The following is a 16,328-nucleotide window of genomic DNA, read 5'->3' as shown; positions in this document are numbered from 1 at the left end:
CGTGCGGTTCAGGTGGTTCTTCGGCTGCGCGCGAGGTAACGCTGCGCCACCACGACAACGATGAGGAAGCCGCCGCTGACCACCGATTGGTACGAGGAGTTGAGCGAGCCGATCTGGTTGATCAGGTTCTGGATCACGGCGAGCAGCAGGACGCCCCAGAGGGTGCCGCTGATCGAGCCCGCGCCGCCGATGAGGAGGGTGCCGCCGATGACGACGGCGGAGATCGCATCGAGTTCCATACCGACGCCGACGATGGTGACGCCGGAGGAGAGGCGGGCGGCGTTCAGCGCTCCGGCGAGTCCGGCGAGCAGTCCGCTGAGGGTGTAGACGAGGATCTTCGTCCGCGCGACGGGCAGGCCCATCAGGGTGGCCGCGTCGCTGCTGCCTCCGACGGCGAAGAGGGTCTGCCCGAACGAGGTCCGCTGGAGCAGCAGCCCGCCCGCCCCGAAGAGGGCGAGGGCGATGAGGATCGGGTAGCCGAAGCCCCAGACGCTGCCCTGGCCGAGCTCGGCGAAGGCGGAGTCCTTGGGCACCAGGTAGGTGGTGGCCCCTTCGTCGGTGAAGGCGAGCAGCATGCCGCGCGCGGCGAGCAGCGTGGCGAGCGTGACGATGAAGGGAGCCATGTTCGCGCGGGCGATGAGCAGCCCGTTGAGGAGTCCGATCGCGCCGCAGACTGCCAGGGGCACCAGCAGCGCGGCGAAGAAGCCCCATTGCGAGGCCCAGGCCGCCAGCACGCCGCCGAGGGCGAAGACGGAGCCGACGGAGAGGTCGATGCCGCCGGTGATGATGACCAGGGTCATGCCGAGGGCGACGACGGCGAGGAAGGACGCCTGGACGGTGACGCCGCGGGCGTTGTCGAGGCTGGCGAACGTCGGGTAGACGAACGAGGCGATGAGGATCACGGTCAGCAGGACCGCGAGCACGCCCTGCCGCTGGACGAGTTCGCCGATACGGGAGCCGGTGGTGCGATCGGGGCGGGGTTCGGGCCGTGAGGGGGCGTTCTTGAGCGGCGCCGGGGCCTCGGCCGCGGACACGGGAGCGGGTGTGGTGTTGTTCATCGGGACCTACGCTCCCGGGCGACGTAGACGGCGGCGATGATGATGGCCGCCTGGGCGATCTGTGCGGTGGAGTCGGGCAGGTCGTGCTTGACGAGGGTGGCGCGCAGGAGCTGCATCAGCAGGGCGCCCGCGACGGTGCCGAGCACCCGGATGGAGCCGCCGCCCAGCGGGGTGCCGCCCACGACGACGGCCGTAATGGCGGAGAGTTCCATGAGGGTGCCGAGCGAGGACGGGTCGCTGGCGGTGAGCCTGGCTGTGGCGAGGATGCCGGCGAGGGCCGCCATCACCCCGCACAGGATGTAGACGCCGATCAGGACCCGCTTGACGGGCAGTCCGGACAGTGCGGAGGCCGAGCGGTTGCCGCCGATGGCGACGATCTGCCGCCCGAAGGTGGTGCGCTGCACCAGGAACGCGACGGCCAGCGCGAGCACGCCGGCGATGAGGACGACCAGGGGGATGCCGAGGAAGGATCCGGTGCCGAGCGCGAGGATGTCCGGGTTGACGATCTGCTTGAGCTGACCGTCCGCCATTACGAGGGCGAGGCCCCGGCCGCCGACGAACAGGGCGAGGGTCGCGACAATGGGTTGCAGCCCCACGAGGGAGACGAGCGCGCCGTTGATCGCGCCGACCACCGCTCCGGCGAGCAGCGCGATCAGCAGCGCGGGCACCAGACCGTAGCCGAGGTAGAGCGGCAGCAGGGCGGCGGCGAGCGCCATGGTGGAGCCGACGGAGAGGTCGATGCCCTCGGTGCCGATGACCAGGGCCATGCCGAGCGCGACGATCACGATGGGCGCGACCTGGACGAGCTGGGTGCGCAGGTTGTCCGCCGTCATGAAGTGCTCGGTGAACAGCGCGTTGAACAGCAGCACGACGGCGACGGCCGCGTACACCCCGTACTCCTGGTACCAGGCTGGGTCGCGCAGCCGGGCCAGCGGCTTCGCGGGGCGGGTCAGGGTGGCCTGGGTCATCTGGGGTCCTCCTGGGCGGCCTGGACCTTGCCACCGGAATCGGGCGTGTGGTCGGCGAGCACTTCGAGGAGGCGGCTCTCGTCCACCTCGTCGCCGGCGAGTTCACCGGCGACCGCTCCGCCGCGCAGGACGACGATGCGGTCGGCGCCCTCGATGAGCTCCTCGATGTCGGAGGAGATCAGCAGGACGGCGAGCCCCTCCCGGGCGAGGTCGTCGATGAGGCTCTGCACCTCGGCCTTGGCGCCGACGTCGATGCCGCGGGTGGGCTCGTCGAGCAGCAGCACCTTGGGTTCCAGGCAGAGCCAGCGGGCGAGCAGCACCTTCTGCTGGTTGCCGCCGGAGAGTTCGCCGACCTTCTGCTCGGGGCTGGAGGCCTTGATGCGCAGCCGTTTCATGAAGATGTCGACGATCCGGTCCTGCCGGTCGCGGGAGACGATCCCGCCCCTGGAGAGCCGGGGCATCGCGGCGAGCACGATGTTCTCGCGGACGGAGAGTCCGGGGACGATGCCATCGGCCTTGCGGTCCTCGGGGAGCATGCTGATGCCCGCGCGAATGGCGGCGGCGGGGGTGGGGCGGCCGAGGCGCTTGCCGTCGACGGTGATCTCCCCGCCGTCCAGGGGCAGCGCGCCGGTCAGCGCCTTCGCGGTCTCGCTGCGGCCGGAGCCGAGGAGTCCGCCCAGTCCCAGGACCTCACCGGCGTACAGCGACAGCGAGATGTCGTGCAGTTGGTGGCGGCGGGCGAGGCCGGTGGCCGTGAGGACGGGGGTGCGGGCCGCGTCGTGGCCCCCGGCGTCGAAGCCGGTGAGGCCGTCGCGCCGGACCTCGGCCATGTCGCGGCCGAGCATCATCGACACGAGCTGCATGCGTTCCAGTCCGGCCAGGTCGCCGGTGTGGATGTGGCGGCCGTCGCGCAGGACGGTGACCCGGTCGCAGATGCGGTAGAGCTCGTCCATGCGGTGGCTGACGTAGAGGACGGCGATGCCCTGGCCGCGCAGGCTCTCGATGACCCGGAAGAGGGTCTCGACCTCGCGAGGCTCCAGCGACGAGGTGGGTTCGTCCATGATGACGACCTGGGCCTGTACGGAGACGGCGCGGGCGAGCGCGACCATCTGCTGGGTGCCGATGCCCAGGGTGTGCAGGGGCCGCCGGGGGTCGACGCGGACGCCGAACCCGTCGAGGAGTTCGGTGGTCTCGCGGTTCATCCGGGCGAAGTCGATGAGCCCGAAACGATTCTTTGGCTCCCGGCCCAGGAAGATGTTGCGCGCCACGCTCATCAGCGGGACGAGGTTCACCTCCTGGTAGATGGTGGAGATCCCGGCCTGCTGCGCCTCGAACGGGCGGGAGAAGCGGACCGGTTCGCCTGCCACCCGCACCTCGCCCTCGTCGCTCTGGTAGACGCCGGTGAGCACCTTGATGAGGGTGGACTTGCCGGCCCCGTTCTCGCCGACGAGCGCGTGGACCTCCCCCGCGTGCAGCGAGAAGGAGACGCCGTCCAGGGCGACGACGCCCGGGAACCGCTTGCTCACCGAGCGCGCTTCGAGCACGGTCGCTGCCGCGGCGGGGTCGCCCGCCCCGGCGGTCACCGAATGCTGGGGTGTCGCTTCGGTTGGTGCCATGAATCCTGGCCTTTCGGTGTTACGGGAGTGGGGCCGGGCCGCCGCAAGCGCCGGGACGGTCACAGCGGCCGGCCTCCGGTGGGGTCAGTACGCTCCGCCGAGCGAGTCCTTGGCGTTGGCCTCGTCGTACTCCCGGTCGGTGATGATCACGTTCTTCGCGATCTCCTCACCGGCGTAGAACTTCTGCGCGGTGGCGAAGGCCAGCGGGCCGAAGCGCGGGTTGGACTCGATGACCGCGTTGTACTCCCCGTCGACCAGGGCCTGGACGGCGTTGCGGGTGCCGTCGATAGAAACGATCTTGACGTCCTTGCCGGGCTTCTTCCCGGCGGCCTTCAGGGCGGTGATCGCGCCAAGGCCCATCTCGTCGTTCTCCGCGTAGACGGCGGTGATGTCGGGCTTGGACTGGATGAGCTGCTCCATAACCTGCTGGCCCTTGTCGCGGGCGAACTCGCCGGTCTGCTGGGCGACGATCTCCAGGCCGGGCGCCTCGGCCTTGACCTGGTCCACGAAGCCCTTGGTGCGGTCGGTGGTGACGGTGTTACCGGAGGCGCCGAGCAGGATGGCGACCTTGCCCTTGCCGCCGGTGGCCTTGATCATCGCATCGGCGGCGCGCTTGCCCTGCTCGACGAAGTCGGAGCCGAGGAAGGCCACGTAGTCCTTGCAGGCGGTGGAGTTGACCGTACGGTCAATGGTGAGGACGGGGACCTTCTTGGCGGCCGCCGCCTTCAACGCGGGCTCCAGGCCGTCGGAGTTGAGCGGGGCGACGATGAGGAACTGCGCGCCCTGGGACAGCATGTCCTGGATGTCGCTGATCTGCTTGGACAGCTGGGACTGGGCGTTGGTGGTGAGCAGCTTCTTGACGCCGATCTTCTTGGCCTCGTCCTTGATGGACTGGGTCTCGGCGATCCGGAACGGATTGGCCTCCTTCTCCGACTGGGAGAAGCCGACCACCGCGTCCTTCAGGTCCAGCTTCGGTGCGCCGTAGGTCTTCAGCGAGCAGCCCGAACCGGACGAGGAATCGGGGGTCTTGACCTCCTGGGCCCCCTGGCTGCTGTCGCCGCCCGCATTGCTGGAGGTCTCCGACTTGGCGCAGCCGGCGGCGGCCAGCGTGGCGGTGGCGGCGAGGAGGCAGGCCACGGCGAGGGTACGGGATCGACGCTGGATCATCATGCGCGGAACGCTCCTTGGCGGGTTGACGGCACGCTGATCGGCGTGCGGTCGGGCATGCGGGACGAGGCATCGGCCGCTCGGTGGCTGATGTCATTGCATTGCTCACGCCCCTGCTCCGTACTGCGGGAACAGCGGTCGTGAGAGCCTGCGCGGCCTGTCGGCGGCTCGTTTTACAACGTTATATATGCGGTGTGGCACGGGCGGCAAGAGCGATGGCGATGCGTTTCCAAAATGTGTCGGACGACCGCCGGGGCTCGCGCGGGGGAATCTGTCCGCCGTACGGCAACGGGCCCTGCGCAGAGTCTGGACACCGGCCCGACACCGTGCTGTCATACCGCCGGACGCCCTTTTCCAACGTTGAAAGAACGGCAGCCGTCCGACGCCACGCCACGCGACGGCGACCTTCGGCATGCACCCCGCAGACCGCCCCACCGCTCCCCGGGCCGGACAGCCCGCCCCACGCCCGGCAGCAGCCCGCTCACCGCTCAGCCGCACGTCAGGTCACTCCGCACCGCCCAGCAGCCCCGCACTGCCCGGCCACGGTGCCGCGCAGCCACCCCCACCGAGCCGGCCGCGGCACAGCGGCCGGTCCGCAAGAGCAGGAGCCGCACCGATGCCCCTGAACCGAAGGCAGCTCATGACCACCGCAGTGGCCACCGCCGTCGCCACGGGCGCGACGAGCCGGTGGGCGACCGCCGCGACGCCCGACCACAGCCGGGCCCCGGCCGCCCCGGGCGGCCACTACCACCCCAACGCGGCTCCGCTGCACCCCACCGCCTTCCTGAAGCTTCCGCCGGGCGCGGTGCGGGCGCGGGGCTGGCTGGCCGGTCAGCTCCGGCTCCAGCTGGAGGGCCTGTGCGGCCGGTACGAGGAGTTCTCGCACTTCCTCGACTTCACGGCCACCGGCTGGGTACGCCCGGAGCGTGGCGGCTGGGAGGAGGTGCCGTACTGGCTGCGGGGTTACACCGACCTCGCGATCGTCACCGGTGACACGACCGCACTCGCCGCCACCCGCCGCTGGCTGGACGCGATCCTCGCCACCCAGCAGTCCGACGGCTTCTTCGGCCCGAAGGCGCTGCGGACCTCCCTCAACGGCGGGCCCGACTTCTGGCCGTTCCTCCCGCTGATCCAGGCCCTGCGCTCCTGGCAGGAGTACAGCGGCGACACCCGCGTCATCCCGTTCCTCAGCAGGTTCTTCCGCTACATGAACGCCCAGGGCCGGGGCGCGTTCGACACCAGCTGGATCGCGCTGCGCTGGGGCGACGGCCTGGACAGCGTCATGTGGCTCTACAACCGCACCGGCGACGCGTTCCTCCTGGACCTCGTCGACAAGATCCACCGGTACGGGGCCAACTGGGGCGACAATCTGGTCGACCCGCACAACGTGAACATCGCGCAGGGCTTCCGCGAGCCCGCTCAGTTCGCGCTGCGCAGCGGCTCGGCCACCGACACCCGCAACACCTATGGCACGTACGCCAGAGCCATGGACGCCTACGGGCAGTTCCCCGGCGGCGGATTCGCCGGGGACGAGAACGCCCGGCCCGGGCACGGCGACCCCCGCCAGGGCTTCGAAACCTGTGGCATCGTCGAGTTCATGGCGAGCCACCAGTTGCTCACCCGGATCACCGGGGACCCGCTGTGGGCGGACCGCTGCGAGGAGCTGGCCTTCAACTCGCTCCCGGCCTCGCTCGACCCGTCGGGCAAGGCGGCGCACTACGTCACCTGCGCCAACAGCGTGGACCTGGACAACGTGCCCAAGCGGGACCGCCAGTTTCAGAACGGCTTCGCCATGCTGGCGTTCCTGCCGGGGGTGGACCAGTACCGCTGCTGCCCGCACAACTACGGCATGGGCTGGCCGTACTTCACAGAGGAGCTGTGGCTCGCCACCCCGGACGGCGGTCTCGCGGCGGCGATGTACGCGCCGAGCGAGGTGAGGGCGAAGGTCGCGGACGGCACGGAGGTGACGTTCACCGAGGAGACCGGCTACCCCTTCACGGACACCGTCACGCTCTCCCTGGCCTCGCCGAAGCCGCTGCGCTTCCCGCTGGTGCTGCGGGTCCCCGCCTGGTGCGCGGACCCGGAGATCCGGGTCAACGGGCAGCGGGTCGCCGCCCCGGCCGGGCCTGCCTTCACCCGGATCGAACGGACCTGGTCGAGCGGTGACAAGGTCACCCTGCGCCTGCCGCAGCGGACCGCCGTACGCACCTGGGCGGACAACCACGACTCCGTCAGCGTCGACCACGGGCCGCTCACATACTCGCTGCGCATCGGGGAGCGCTACGAGCGGATCGGCGGCAGCGACACGTTCCCGCAGTACGCGGTCCACGCCACGAGCCCCTGGAACTACGGCCTCGTCCTGGACAGCGCCCGCCCCACGGCATCCCTGCGCCACCGCTCCACGGGCCGCGCCCCCGGCGACAACCCGTTCACCCTGGAGGGCACCCCGCTGACCATCACCGCCCGCGCCCGGCGCATCCCCGAGTGGACGGCGGACGACGAGCACGTGGTCGCCCCCCTCCAGCCGAGCCCCGCGCGCTCCGACGAGCCGGTCCAGGAGGTCACGCTCGTGCCGATGGGCGCGGCGCGGCTGCGGATCACGTCCTTCCCGACGGCCGCCCCGGACGCCGAACCATGGCTCGCGGACCGCTGGTACCGGATCGGTAACCGCCACTCCGGCAAGGTGCTGGGCGTCGACGGCATGTCCACCGCCAACAGCGCCCACGTCGTGCAGTTCGGCGACACGGGGACGGCCGACCACCTGTGGCGGCTGGTGGCCAACGGCGACGGCTGGTACCGGATCCGCAACCGGCATTCCGGCAAGGTGCTGGGCGTCGACCTGATGTCCACCGCGAACAGCGCGCACATCGTGCAGTACGACGACAACGACACCGCCGACCACCTGTGGCGGCTCGTCCCGGACGGGGACGGCTGGTACCGGATCCGCAACCGGCACGCGGACAAGGTGCTCGGGGTGGACGCGATGTCCACCGGCGACAGCGCTCATATCGTCCAGTACGACGACAGCGGAACGGCCGACCACCTGTGGCGGCTCCTCTGAGCGACGGACCGCCGCTCTCCCCGCGCCACCCCGGCGCGGGGAGTTCTTCGGTATGACCGAGAAAGGAATTCCCACATGCGGCCAGCCCCCGCACCGCGCCACCGCACCTGGTGGCGGAGATTAACGGCCACCACCGGCCTGCTCGCCCTGGTGGCCACCGCACTCGTGGGCGGCGCCGCCGCTCCGGTCGCCGCCGCGCCCGCCGCATGGACGCCGAAGCCGGCGCCCATGACGACGCCCTGGACGAACCAGGTTCCGGTCGACAAGCCGCTGCCCGAGTACCCCCGCCCGCAGCTCACCCGCCCGGACTGGACGAACCTCAACGGCATCTGGGACTTCGCGGTCACCGGCCGTGATGCCGGGCAGCCCACAGCCTTCCCGGAGCAGATCCGGGTCCCGTTCGTCGCCGAATCCGCGCTCTCCGGCATCCAGCGCCGGATCACCGAGAACGACAAGCTCTGGTACAAGCGGACCTTCACCGTCCCCGCCAACTGGAACAACCGCCGGGTGAAGCTCCACTTCGGCGCGTCCGACTGGCAGACGACGGTATGGGTCAACGGCACCCAGGTCGGGGCCCACAAGGGTGGCTTCGACGCGTTCTCGTACGACATCACCCCGCGGCTCAACGGCGGGACCAACACGGTCGTGGTATCGGTTTACGACCCGAGCCAGACCGGCGGCCAGGCGGTCGGCAAGCAGCGCATCAACGACGTGAAGCCGCATCCGGGCGGCGGAATCTTCTACACCGCGGCCTCCGGCATCTGGCAGACCGTCTGGCTGGAGCCCGTGGCGGCCGCCCACATCACCCGCCTCGACATGACGCCGAACCTGGGCAACAGCACCGTGCGGGTGAAGGTCGAGACGGCGGGCGCGGCAGGCCGGATCGCCCGGGTCACCGTCTCCAGCGGCGGCAGCGCCGTGGGGACGGCGACCGGCGCGGTGGGCGGGGAGATCTCCGTCCCCGTTCCGAACCCGCGGCTGTGGAACCCCGAGGACCCGTTCCTGTACGACGTGCGGGCCGACCTCCTCGACGGCTCGGCCGTCACCGACACCGTGGGCAGCTACACCGGCATGCGGTCCGTGGGGATCGCCAAGGTCGACAACATCCTGCGACCGGTGCTCAACGGGAAGTTCGTGTTCCAGACCGGCACTCTGGACCAGGGCTACTGGCCGGACGGCATCTACACCGCGCCGAGCGACGAGGCGCTCAAGTACGACCTACAGGCACACAAGGACCTCGGCTTCAACATGGTCCGCAAGCACATCAAGGTGGAGCCGCAGCGGTGGTTCTACTGGGCGGACAGGCTGGGCCTGCTGGTGTGGCAGGACATGCCGTCGATGGATACCGGCAAGGTCCCGGACGGTCCCGCCCGCACCCAGTGGGAGGCGGAGTACCGGGCCGTCATCGACCAGCACCGGAGCTCGCCGTCGGTGGTCATGTGGGTCAACCAGAACGAGGGCTGGGGACAGTACGACCAGGCCAGGATCGCCGACGAGGTAAAGGCCCAGGACCCCTCACGGCTGGTCAACAATATGAGCGGGGTCAACTGCTGCGGCTCGGTCGACGGGGGCAACGGCGACGTGGTGGACAACCACATCTACGTCGGCCCCGGGAACACCGCCCCGACCGCGACCCGGGCCGCCGTCCTCGGCGAGTTCGGCGGGCTCGGCTACAAGGTGCCGGGCCACGAGTGGTATCCGGGCGGCGGCTTCAGCTATGAGGACCAGCCGAGCATCGCGGCGCTGAACAACCGGTTCGTCGGCCTCCTCGACAGCATCCGGGTCGGCCAACTGGCCGCCGGGCTTTCCGCGTCGGTCTACACGGAGATCACCGATGTCGAGAACGAGGCGAACGGGCTCCTCACCTATGACCGCCAGGTGGTAAAGGTGGACGCGGCGCGGGTGAAGGCCGCCAACCAGGCCCTGATCAACGCGTCCCGAAACCCCGCTCCCCCGGTGACGCTGCCCACCGGGCAGTACACATCGCTACGGGTCACCACGCCAGGGCACGCGACGAAGCACCTGCGCCACTTCGACTCACTGGCCCTCACCGAGGTGGTAAACAGCGGCAGTTCCGGTGTGCTGAAGGCGGACGCGACCTGGAAGACCGTCACCGGTCTCGCCAACAGCAACTGCTACTCCTTCGAGTCCCGGAACTACCCCGGCGAGTTCCTCCGCCACCGGGACTTCCGGGTCCGCCGCGACGCCAACGACAACTCCGCGCTGTTCAAGGCGGATGCCACCTGGTGCGCGGTCGCCGGGAACGGCGGGGTGCGGTTCACCAGCGCCAACCTCCCCGGCAGCTATCTACGTCACATCGACTCCGAGGTGTGGCTCGCCACCCCGGGCGGCGGGCGGGCGTTCGACAACGCGGCCATGTTCGCCGAGGACACCACCTGGGCGGTGGACGCCCCCTGGGCCCCGTGATCCCCCCGTGATCCCCGGGGGCCAATGAGGCGGTGACCGGTCGGCCCGGCGACGACGGAGAAGCTCTCCCGTTCGTCGCCGGGCCGGCCCCTGTGCTGTCCACCGTGGAAGCGCTCACTTCCGGCGCGCGATCCGCCGGGCCCGGCGGGGCTGCCCTGGAGGAAGCGGCGCCCGGCCGGTTCCTCGCGTACCGCCATGACCAGCGGATGTACCACCACGTCCGCCGGGCGGAAGGGCCGTGGCAGGGCTGGGCGCGTGTGAACGGCGACGCGACGGACAAGAGGCCGGGCGGCGGAATTCGGGCTGGGGCAATCCGCTGTCGGGAGGAACGCCCCTGCGCGGCTCAGCCGTCTCGCCGGCAGGTCTGCCCGACGGGTCCGCACAGCTCCTCGCCGTGGGCACGGACGGCGACATCCGGCACGCAGCCCGCGCGGCCGGCGGCTCGTGGACCGCGTTCGAGGCACTCAGCGGCCCGGGGAGCCGCCCGCTGGGCGCAACCGTCGTGATCGCCGGCCTGCCGGACGGCCGCACGTACACCCTCGTCAGCGCACGCTGATCACCGCAGGGGTCCGCTCCCGGCACCGGGGTTTCCGGCACCGGGAACGGACCCCTGTACTGCCCGCTACGGCTTCTGACGGCCGTGCAGCGCGCTCACCTCATCGGCGGTCAGAGCCGTGTCGTAGACCCCGACCTGGTCGATGGAGCCGTTCCAGAAGTCGCCCTTCGCACCGGCGTACTGGGCCCGCCCGACGGAGAGCGGACCGGTGCTCACATCGGCCGGTCCGGCCGCGGAGGTGGCGACGGCCTTCCCGTCGACGTACAGCGTGCTCTCGTCGCCCTTCCGGACGCCGACCAGGTGGTACCACTTCCCGGTCTCCGGCGTGATCTCCAGGCGGGCGCGCTTGCCGCCCGGGGTGGAGAAGGCGAACGCCCCCTGCCCGTACTGGAGATAGAAGGGGTTCTCGGTGCGCCGGCCGTCCTGGCTGACGACGGTGGCGTAGTTGCCGGGCAGGGTGTCCAGCGAGGCCCAGGCGGAGACGGTGTAGTCCTTCATGGTGTCCACGACCGGACCGGCGCTCTGCGCGTACTGCCCCTCGCCGTTGAACTTCAGCGCCGAGCCCTTCGCGCCCGGCGTCCAGGACGCGCCACCCTCCAGGGCGAGGTGTGCCTTGTTGGGACCACTGTCGCGGGCGGTGGTGCCCGTGTTCTCGTCGAGCGACCAGGAACCGCCGCCCTTCAGCTCGTCCCGCTCACCGGCGTTGGCCCCCGCGGCGATCACCTGGCGGTTGATCTCCCGGACCTTCTTCGGGTCGACCTTGATCTCACGGCGGTCGTACGTCCAGAGCCCGTTCAGCTCGTTCTCCAGGTCGCTGACCTGCGTGTATACGGAGCCGGACAGCTCGGCGCCGGCGGCGGCGAGATAGTACTGACGGGTGTTGTCGACGTACTTCGCGGTGAGAGCGGCCTTGTCCGCGACCCCGCTGTAGATGTTGGCGGGGGCGCCCGGCCACATGTGCCCGGGGGTACGGAGCGTGAAGCCGCCGTGCTCGCCGTCCATCGCGGCGCGGTGGTCCGGGGACGGCGCGTCGTTGTTCACGTAGTCGTGATGGTCGATGATCTCGCCCTTGCCAGAATCACCCTTGGACGAGCAGCAGTTGACGCCGCTGTGCGCGTTGACCACACGGGACGGGTCCAGCGCCTTGACGTCCTCGGCGATCTTGCCGGTCTCGGCCCGGTCCCACTCGCCCCAGCCCTCGTTGAAGACGATCCAGCCGCCGATCGAGGGGTAGTTGTGGAACTGCTTCATCATCTCCTTCCCCTGGGAGAGGAAGGCGTTCTTGCCGGTGTCGTTGTCGATGTCGCCGGACACGAAGTCCTGCCACACCAGCAGCCCGAGCCGGTCGGCGTGGTAGTACCAGCGCGGCGACTCCACCTTGATGTGCTTGCGGACCGCGTTGAAGCCGAGGTCCTTCTGCGCCTTCAGGTCGAAGGTGAGGGCCGCGTCGCTGGGCTGGGTGTACAGCCCGTCGGGCCAGAAGCCCTGGTCGAGCATGGCGAGCGAGAAGAACGGCTTGCCGTTGAGGACGAGCTTCTGGTAGCCGCCGACCTTGGCGATCTTCAACTGGCGCATCCCGAAGTAGCTCTCGACGCCGTCCTTGGAGCGGCCGTCGGTGAGCTGGACGTCGAGGTCGTACAGGTAGGGGTCGTCCGGCGACCACAGGCGCGGGTTCTTGACCTGCAGGCTCAGGGCGCGATTGGCCGGTCCGGTGACCGTGCCGACAACCTTGCCCTTACGGTCGCGGGCGACGGCGGTGATCCGGGCGTCGGCGGACGCCTTGGCGGAGTTGACAGTGACGGCGAGGCGGCCCGTGTCGATGTCTGGGGTGGCGGTCAGGGAGTCGATGGCGGCGGGCGCGACCGGCTCCATCCACACGGTCTGCCAGATGCCGGAGGACGGGGTGTAGACGATGCCGCCGGGGTTGGTGGACTGCTTACCCTTGGGCTGGTTCGGCCCCGTTCTGTCGGTGACGGCGACGACGATCTCCTGGGGGCCGCTGCCCTTGAGCGCGTCGGTGATGTCGGCGCTGAACCCGGTGTAACCACCGGTGTGTGCGGCGACCTTGGTGCCGTTGACCCAGACGGTGGACTGGTAGTCGACAGCGTCGAAGTTGAGCTTCAACCGCTTGTCCGAGGAGCCCTTGCCCGTCTTGTCGTCCTTACCGCTCTTGCCGCTCTTGCCGACCGACCAGTTCTTCGGCACGGTGACGAGCTTGCGGTAGAACATGTGGTCCTCGTCGCGCTCCAGACCGGAGAGCTGGGACTCGACCGGGAACGGCACGATGATCCGCTCGTCGAGCTTCTTGCCGAAGACCGGCTGCTCGCCCTCGGTGGCCCCGGCGAACTCCCAAGGCCCGTTGAGGTTCTTCCACTGATCGCGGACCTGCTGCGGCCGGGGGTACTCGGGCAGCGGGTTGTTGACGTCCAGCTTGTCGCCCCACGTGGTGGTGAGCCGGTGCGTGGAGAGGTTCTTGGCCGTGCGGCCGATCTCCGGGACCGTTTCGGTACCCGACTTCAGTCCGCCCTTGCCGTCGTAGACGACCTTGACCCGCTGGTCCTTCTGGACCGGAGCGGCGAGATCGATGATCAGCGCCCGCGGGTTGTTCGAGGCCCGGGTCACCGACTTCACCGGCATCGGGGAGGTGTCGACCTCGATCTTGAGGTGGTCCTTCACCGTCCGGTAGTCCGAGACGCGGTCCCTGAAGGTGGCCTGGAGGCGTTTGCCGTTGGCAGCGACGCTCAGGGCGACCGGGTAGACCTCGAAGCCGGCGGGCGGGGTGAACGCGGATTCGGGCACGATCTGCTTCTTGACCGTGTCGCTCTGCCAGCGCAGGAACATGCTGGCGCCGCCGATGTCCTGGAACATCTCCAGCTTGAAGTCGTGCTTCTGGCCTGCCTTCAGGGTGATCGGCTCGCTGCGCTGCTCCTTGTCCCAGTCCGGTTCCCAGTGGTCGATGACAACGTTGCCGTCGAGGAAGAGGCGGAACCCGTTGTCGCCGATGGCCGAGAAGGTGTACTCGCCGGTCTCGGGGGCTTCGAGCTGTCCGGTCCACCGAGCCGTCGTGTGCTCGGTCTTTCCGGTTGCCGACTCGAACGTACCGGTGAGGCCGGGGAGGTTGATCTCCGGGTCCAGGGCCGTAGCGCCGAGCTCGGCGAAGTCACGGGCGCCCGGGGCGGACATACTGAAGTACTCCCCCTTCAGCCCGTGGACGTCGGTGACCGGATCGTCGGCGTTGAAGGCGTTCGCGGTGGCTCCGGCCGGCGCGACGGGTGCGGCAGCCGCCGTCGGAACCAGGGTGGCACCGACCGGTATCAGCAGCGCGGCTGCGCAGGTCAGGGCCCTAAACAGGGCGCGGGGGCGTGGGCGTTGTCGTCTCAAGGCGTCGTCCTCGTCGATGAGCCGGGGGTGCCTCGAACCTGTGAGGCACTGCACATAGTCGAACATTGAGCCACAACATCGAACGCTGCACAACGGTCGTGCACGCAGAATTTTCAACGATAGAAAACCTGCGACTCAAGCAGTTGGTTCCGGTGTGTGCGCATGCGGCCCCGCACCGAAGGGCGGAGCCGTGCTGTCGCTCGTCATTCAGGTCAGGTGCACCAGTGTCCGTCTCCGGACAGTTGGGCCACTTTGCCCCACCCATCAGGACGAGGAGAGCGCTGCTGCGCTGCCCATCGGCCGTCCGGAGGACCAGATCGTCGTCCAGGTCGCCGAGCTCCATGGCCGGGCCGCTCGTGTGAGTGAGCATCGTCCAGACGTAGACGGGGGTCTGCGGCCCCTCCTGCCCCTGCTCCAACCCGCCTCTGTCGCAGACACCGCACCACGGTTCCCGATCCGGCCGCCGCCAAGGCGCCTGATCTGGTCGGACGTGACTTCACCGCAGCCGCGGTGAACACCAAGTACGTCGGTGACATCGCCTACCTCCCGGTCGCCAGCGCGAAGCCGCTCCATCTCGCGACCGTGATCGATCTGGCGTCACGGCGTCTGGCGGGCTGGACGATCGCATGCGCACCGAGCTCGTCACCGACGCCCTCGCAGCCGCGATCCGCACCCGGGGCAGCCTGGCCGAATCGGCCAGGTACACCGATCACGGCTCGCAATACACACACCAGCGCCCGGTCGGACCGCTCCGGCCTGGTGCACCCAGCTGGCGTGGACATGACCGCCTGGGAGCGCACCCGCAACCAAGGAGCGACGCGCCCCGGGCGCGGCACGCTTCCGGGTCAGGAGGTGTCGTCGGCCAGCCACAGGTCGGGGCCGAAGACCTCGTAGTGGATGTTCCGGGCGAGGATCCCGGCGTGGAGCAGTTGGCCGCGCACCGCGCGCATGAAGGGCAGCGGTCCGCACAGGTACGCGGTTGCGCCACCGGGGATGTCCGTGGCGCTCAAGTCCATCAGGCCGACACGGGCACCCTGCTCCTCCGCTCCGGGGTGCTCGTACCAGAACACGGCACGAGCCCGGGGCAAGTGGTCGACGAGCCGGTTGGCGTCGGCGCGCAGCGCGTGCTCGGCGGGCGAGCGGTCGGCGTGCAGCACCAGGACGGGGCGGGTGGAGCCAGTGGCGGCCAGGTGTTCGAGCATGCCGACCATCGGGGTGGTTCCGATGCCGGCCGAGACCAGCACGAGCGGGGTACCGGCGTCGTCCAGCACCACATCGCCGAACGGCGCGGAGCAGGTGAGTTCATCGCCGGGGCGCCCCTGGGCGTACAGGAAGTTGGACACCTCGCCGTCGGGGACGCCATCTCCGTGGACCCGTTTGACGGTGATGCGGCGCAGGTCCTCGCACGGGGCCGAGGACAGACTGTACTGGCGCAGTTGGTGCACGCCGTCGGGCATCTGTATCCGCACGCTCACGTACTGGCCCGCGCGGGCCCGCGGCGCGGGGGCACCGTCGGCGGGGCGCAGCAGGAACGAGACCGTGTCCGGAGTTTCCTCGCGGCGCTCGACGATGGTCCACTGGCGCCAAGTGCGGCCGGGCTCGACCTGAGCGTCCTGGTAGAGGCGGGCCTCCTGGGCGATGAGGGCGCCGGCCATCAGCCAGTAGACCTCGTCCCACGCGGCAGCCACATCAGGGGTCACGGCGTCGCCGAGGACCTCGGCTATAGCGGCGAACAAGTACTTGTGGACGATCGTGTACTGGTCGTCGGTGACGCCGACCGAGGCGTGCTTGTGTGTGATGCGGGCCAGCAGGGCATCCGGTCGTGTGTCAGGGTCGGCGAGCAGAGCACCGGCGTAGGCTGCGATGGCGCCGGCCAGAGCCCGGCGTTGGGCGCCGCTGGCCTGGTTGCCCCGATTGAACATCCCATCCAGGAGTTCGGGCCGCTCGGCGAACATCGTGTTGTAGAAGCGGGTGGTGATTTCGTCCAGCGCGCCGCCCACGGCGGGCAGGGTGGCACGGATCAAAGCAGCGGACTCGGCGGAGAGCACGGGGTCCTCCCAGGAGGTTCGAGGGTGAACGAGAGGCCGGGCCCAT

Annotated in this window: 9 protein-coding genes and 1 pseudogene; 4 read left to right on the top strand and 6 right to left on the bottom strand. The window is 69.8% G+C overall.

All coding sequences use genetic code 11. The features are described 5' to 3' along the window. Positions 1-8 precede the first annotated feature (8 nt). The 4 genes from ABCR94_RS16570 to ABCR94_RS16555 form a co-directional block, all read right to left on the bottom strand. Positions 9-1,058 carry an ABC transporter permease gene (locus ABCR94_RS16570; RefSeq protein WP_347120052.1) on the bottom strand — a complete coding sequence of 350 codons (1,050 nt, stop codon included), beginning with the start codon at positions 1,056-1,058 and terminating at the stop codon, positions 9-11. Continuing rightward, positions 1,055-2,026, bottom strand: coding sequence for an ABC transporter permease (locus ABCR94_RS16565; RefSeq protein WP_347120051.1), 972 nt, complete (start codon positions 2,024-2,026; stop codon positions 1,055-1,057). Before ABCR94_RS16565 ends, ABCR94_RS16570 begins: the two co-directional genes overlap by 4 nt. Next, positions 2,023-3,642 carry a sugar ABC transporter ATP-binding protein gene (locus ABCR94_RS16560; protein WP_347120050.1) on the bottom strand — a complete coding sequence of 540 codons (1,620 nt, stop codon included), beginning with the start codon at positions 3,640-3,642 and terminating at the stop codon, positions 2,023-2,025. Before ABCR94_RS16560 ends, ABCR94_RS16565 begins: the two co-directional genes overlap by 4 nt. A gap of 84 nt (positions 3,643-3,726) precedes the next feature. Then, complete coding sequence (locus tag ABCR94_RS16555; protein ID WP_347120049.1) at positions 3,727-4,812, bottom strand: ABC transporter substrate-binding protein; 1,086 nt, start codon at positions 4,810-4,812, stop codon at positions 3,727-3,729. A 613-nt stretch (positions 4,813-5,425) separates the two neighbouring features. Here ABCR94_RS16555 and ABCR94_RS16550 point away from each other — a divergent pair. From ABCR94_RS16550 to ABCR94_RS16540, 3 genes are all read left to right on the top strand, one after another. Next, positions 5,426-7,870 (top strand): RICIN domain-containing protein, encoded by a 2,445-nt coding sequence (locus ABCR94_RS16550; protein ID WP_347120048.1) that lies wholly within the window; start codon positions 5,426-5,428, stop codon positions 7,868-7,870. Positions 7,871-7,945: 75 nt separating this feature from the next. After that, positions 7,946-10,297 (top strand): AbfB domain-containing protein, encoded by a 2,352-nt coding sequence (locus ABCR94_RS16545; RefSeq protein ID WP_347120047.1) that lies wholly within the window; start codon positions 7,946-7,948, stop codon positions 10,295-10,297. Between the two features lie 238 nt (positions 10,298-10,535). After that, positions 10,536-10,853 carry a hypothetical protein gene (locus tag ABCR94_RS16540; protein WP_347120046.1) on the top strand — a complete coding sequence of 106 codons (318 nt, stop codon included), beginning with the start codon at positions 10,536-10,538 and terminating at the stop codon, positions 10,851-10,853. Positions 10,854-10,919: 66 nt separating this feature from the next. Here ABCR94_RS16540 and ABCR94_RS16535 read toward each other — a convergent pair whose 3' ends face one another. Then, on the bottom strand, positions 10,920-14,300 hold the full coding sequence (locus tag ABCR94_RS16535) for a LamG-like jellyroll fold domain-containing protein (RefSeq protein WP_347120045.1): 3,381 nt from the start codon (positions 14,298-14,300) through the stop codon (positions 10,920-10,922). A 372-nt stretch (positions 14,301-14,672) separates the two neighbouring features. Between ABCR94_RS16535 and ABCR94_RS16530 the strand changes: the two are divergent. After that, positions 14,673-14,959: pseudogene (locus ABCR94_RS16530) on the top strand (DDE-type integrase/transposase/recombinase); the annotation flags it as partial. A gap of 120 nt (positions 14,960-15,079) precedes the next feature. Here the strand turns inward: ABCR94_RS16530 and ABCR94_RS16525 are convergent. Further along, positions 15,080-16,282 carry a globin domain-containing protein gene (locus tag ABCR94_RS16525; RefSeq protein ID WP_347120044.1) on the bottom strand — a complete coding sequence of 401 codons (1,203 nt, stop codon included), beginning with the start codon at positions 16,280-16,282 and terminating at the stop codon, positions 15,080-15,082. Positions 16,283-16,328: the final 46 nt, after the last annotated feature.

Source organism: Streptomyces changchenzhani, from assembly GCF_039766235.1.
Taxonomy (GTDB): Bacteria; Actinomycetota; Actinomycetes; order Streptomycetales; family Streptomycetaceae; genus Streptomyces.
The sequence above is the reverse complement of the archived record's forward strand: the minus strand, read 5'-3'. Positions and strand labels throughout refer to the sequence as shown.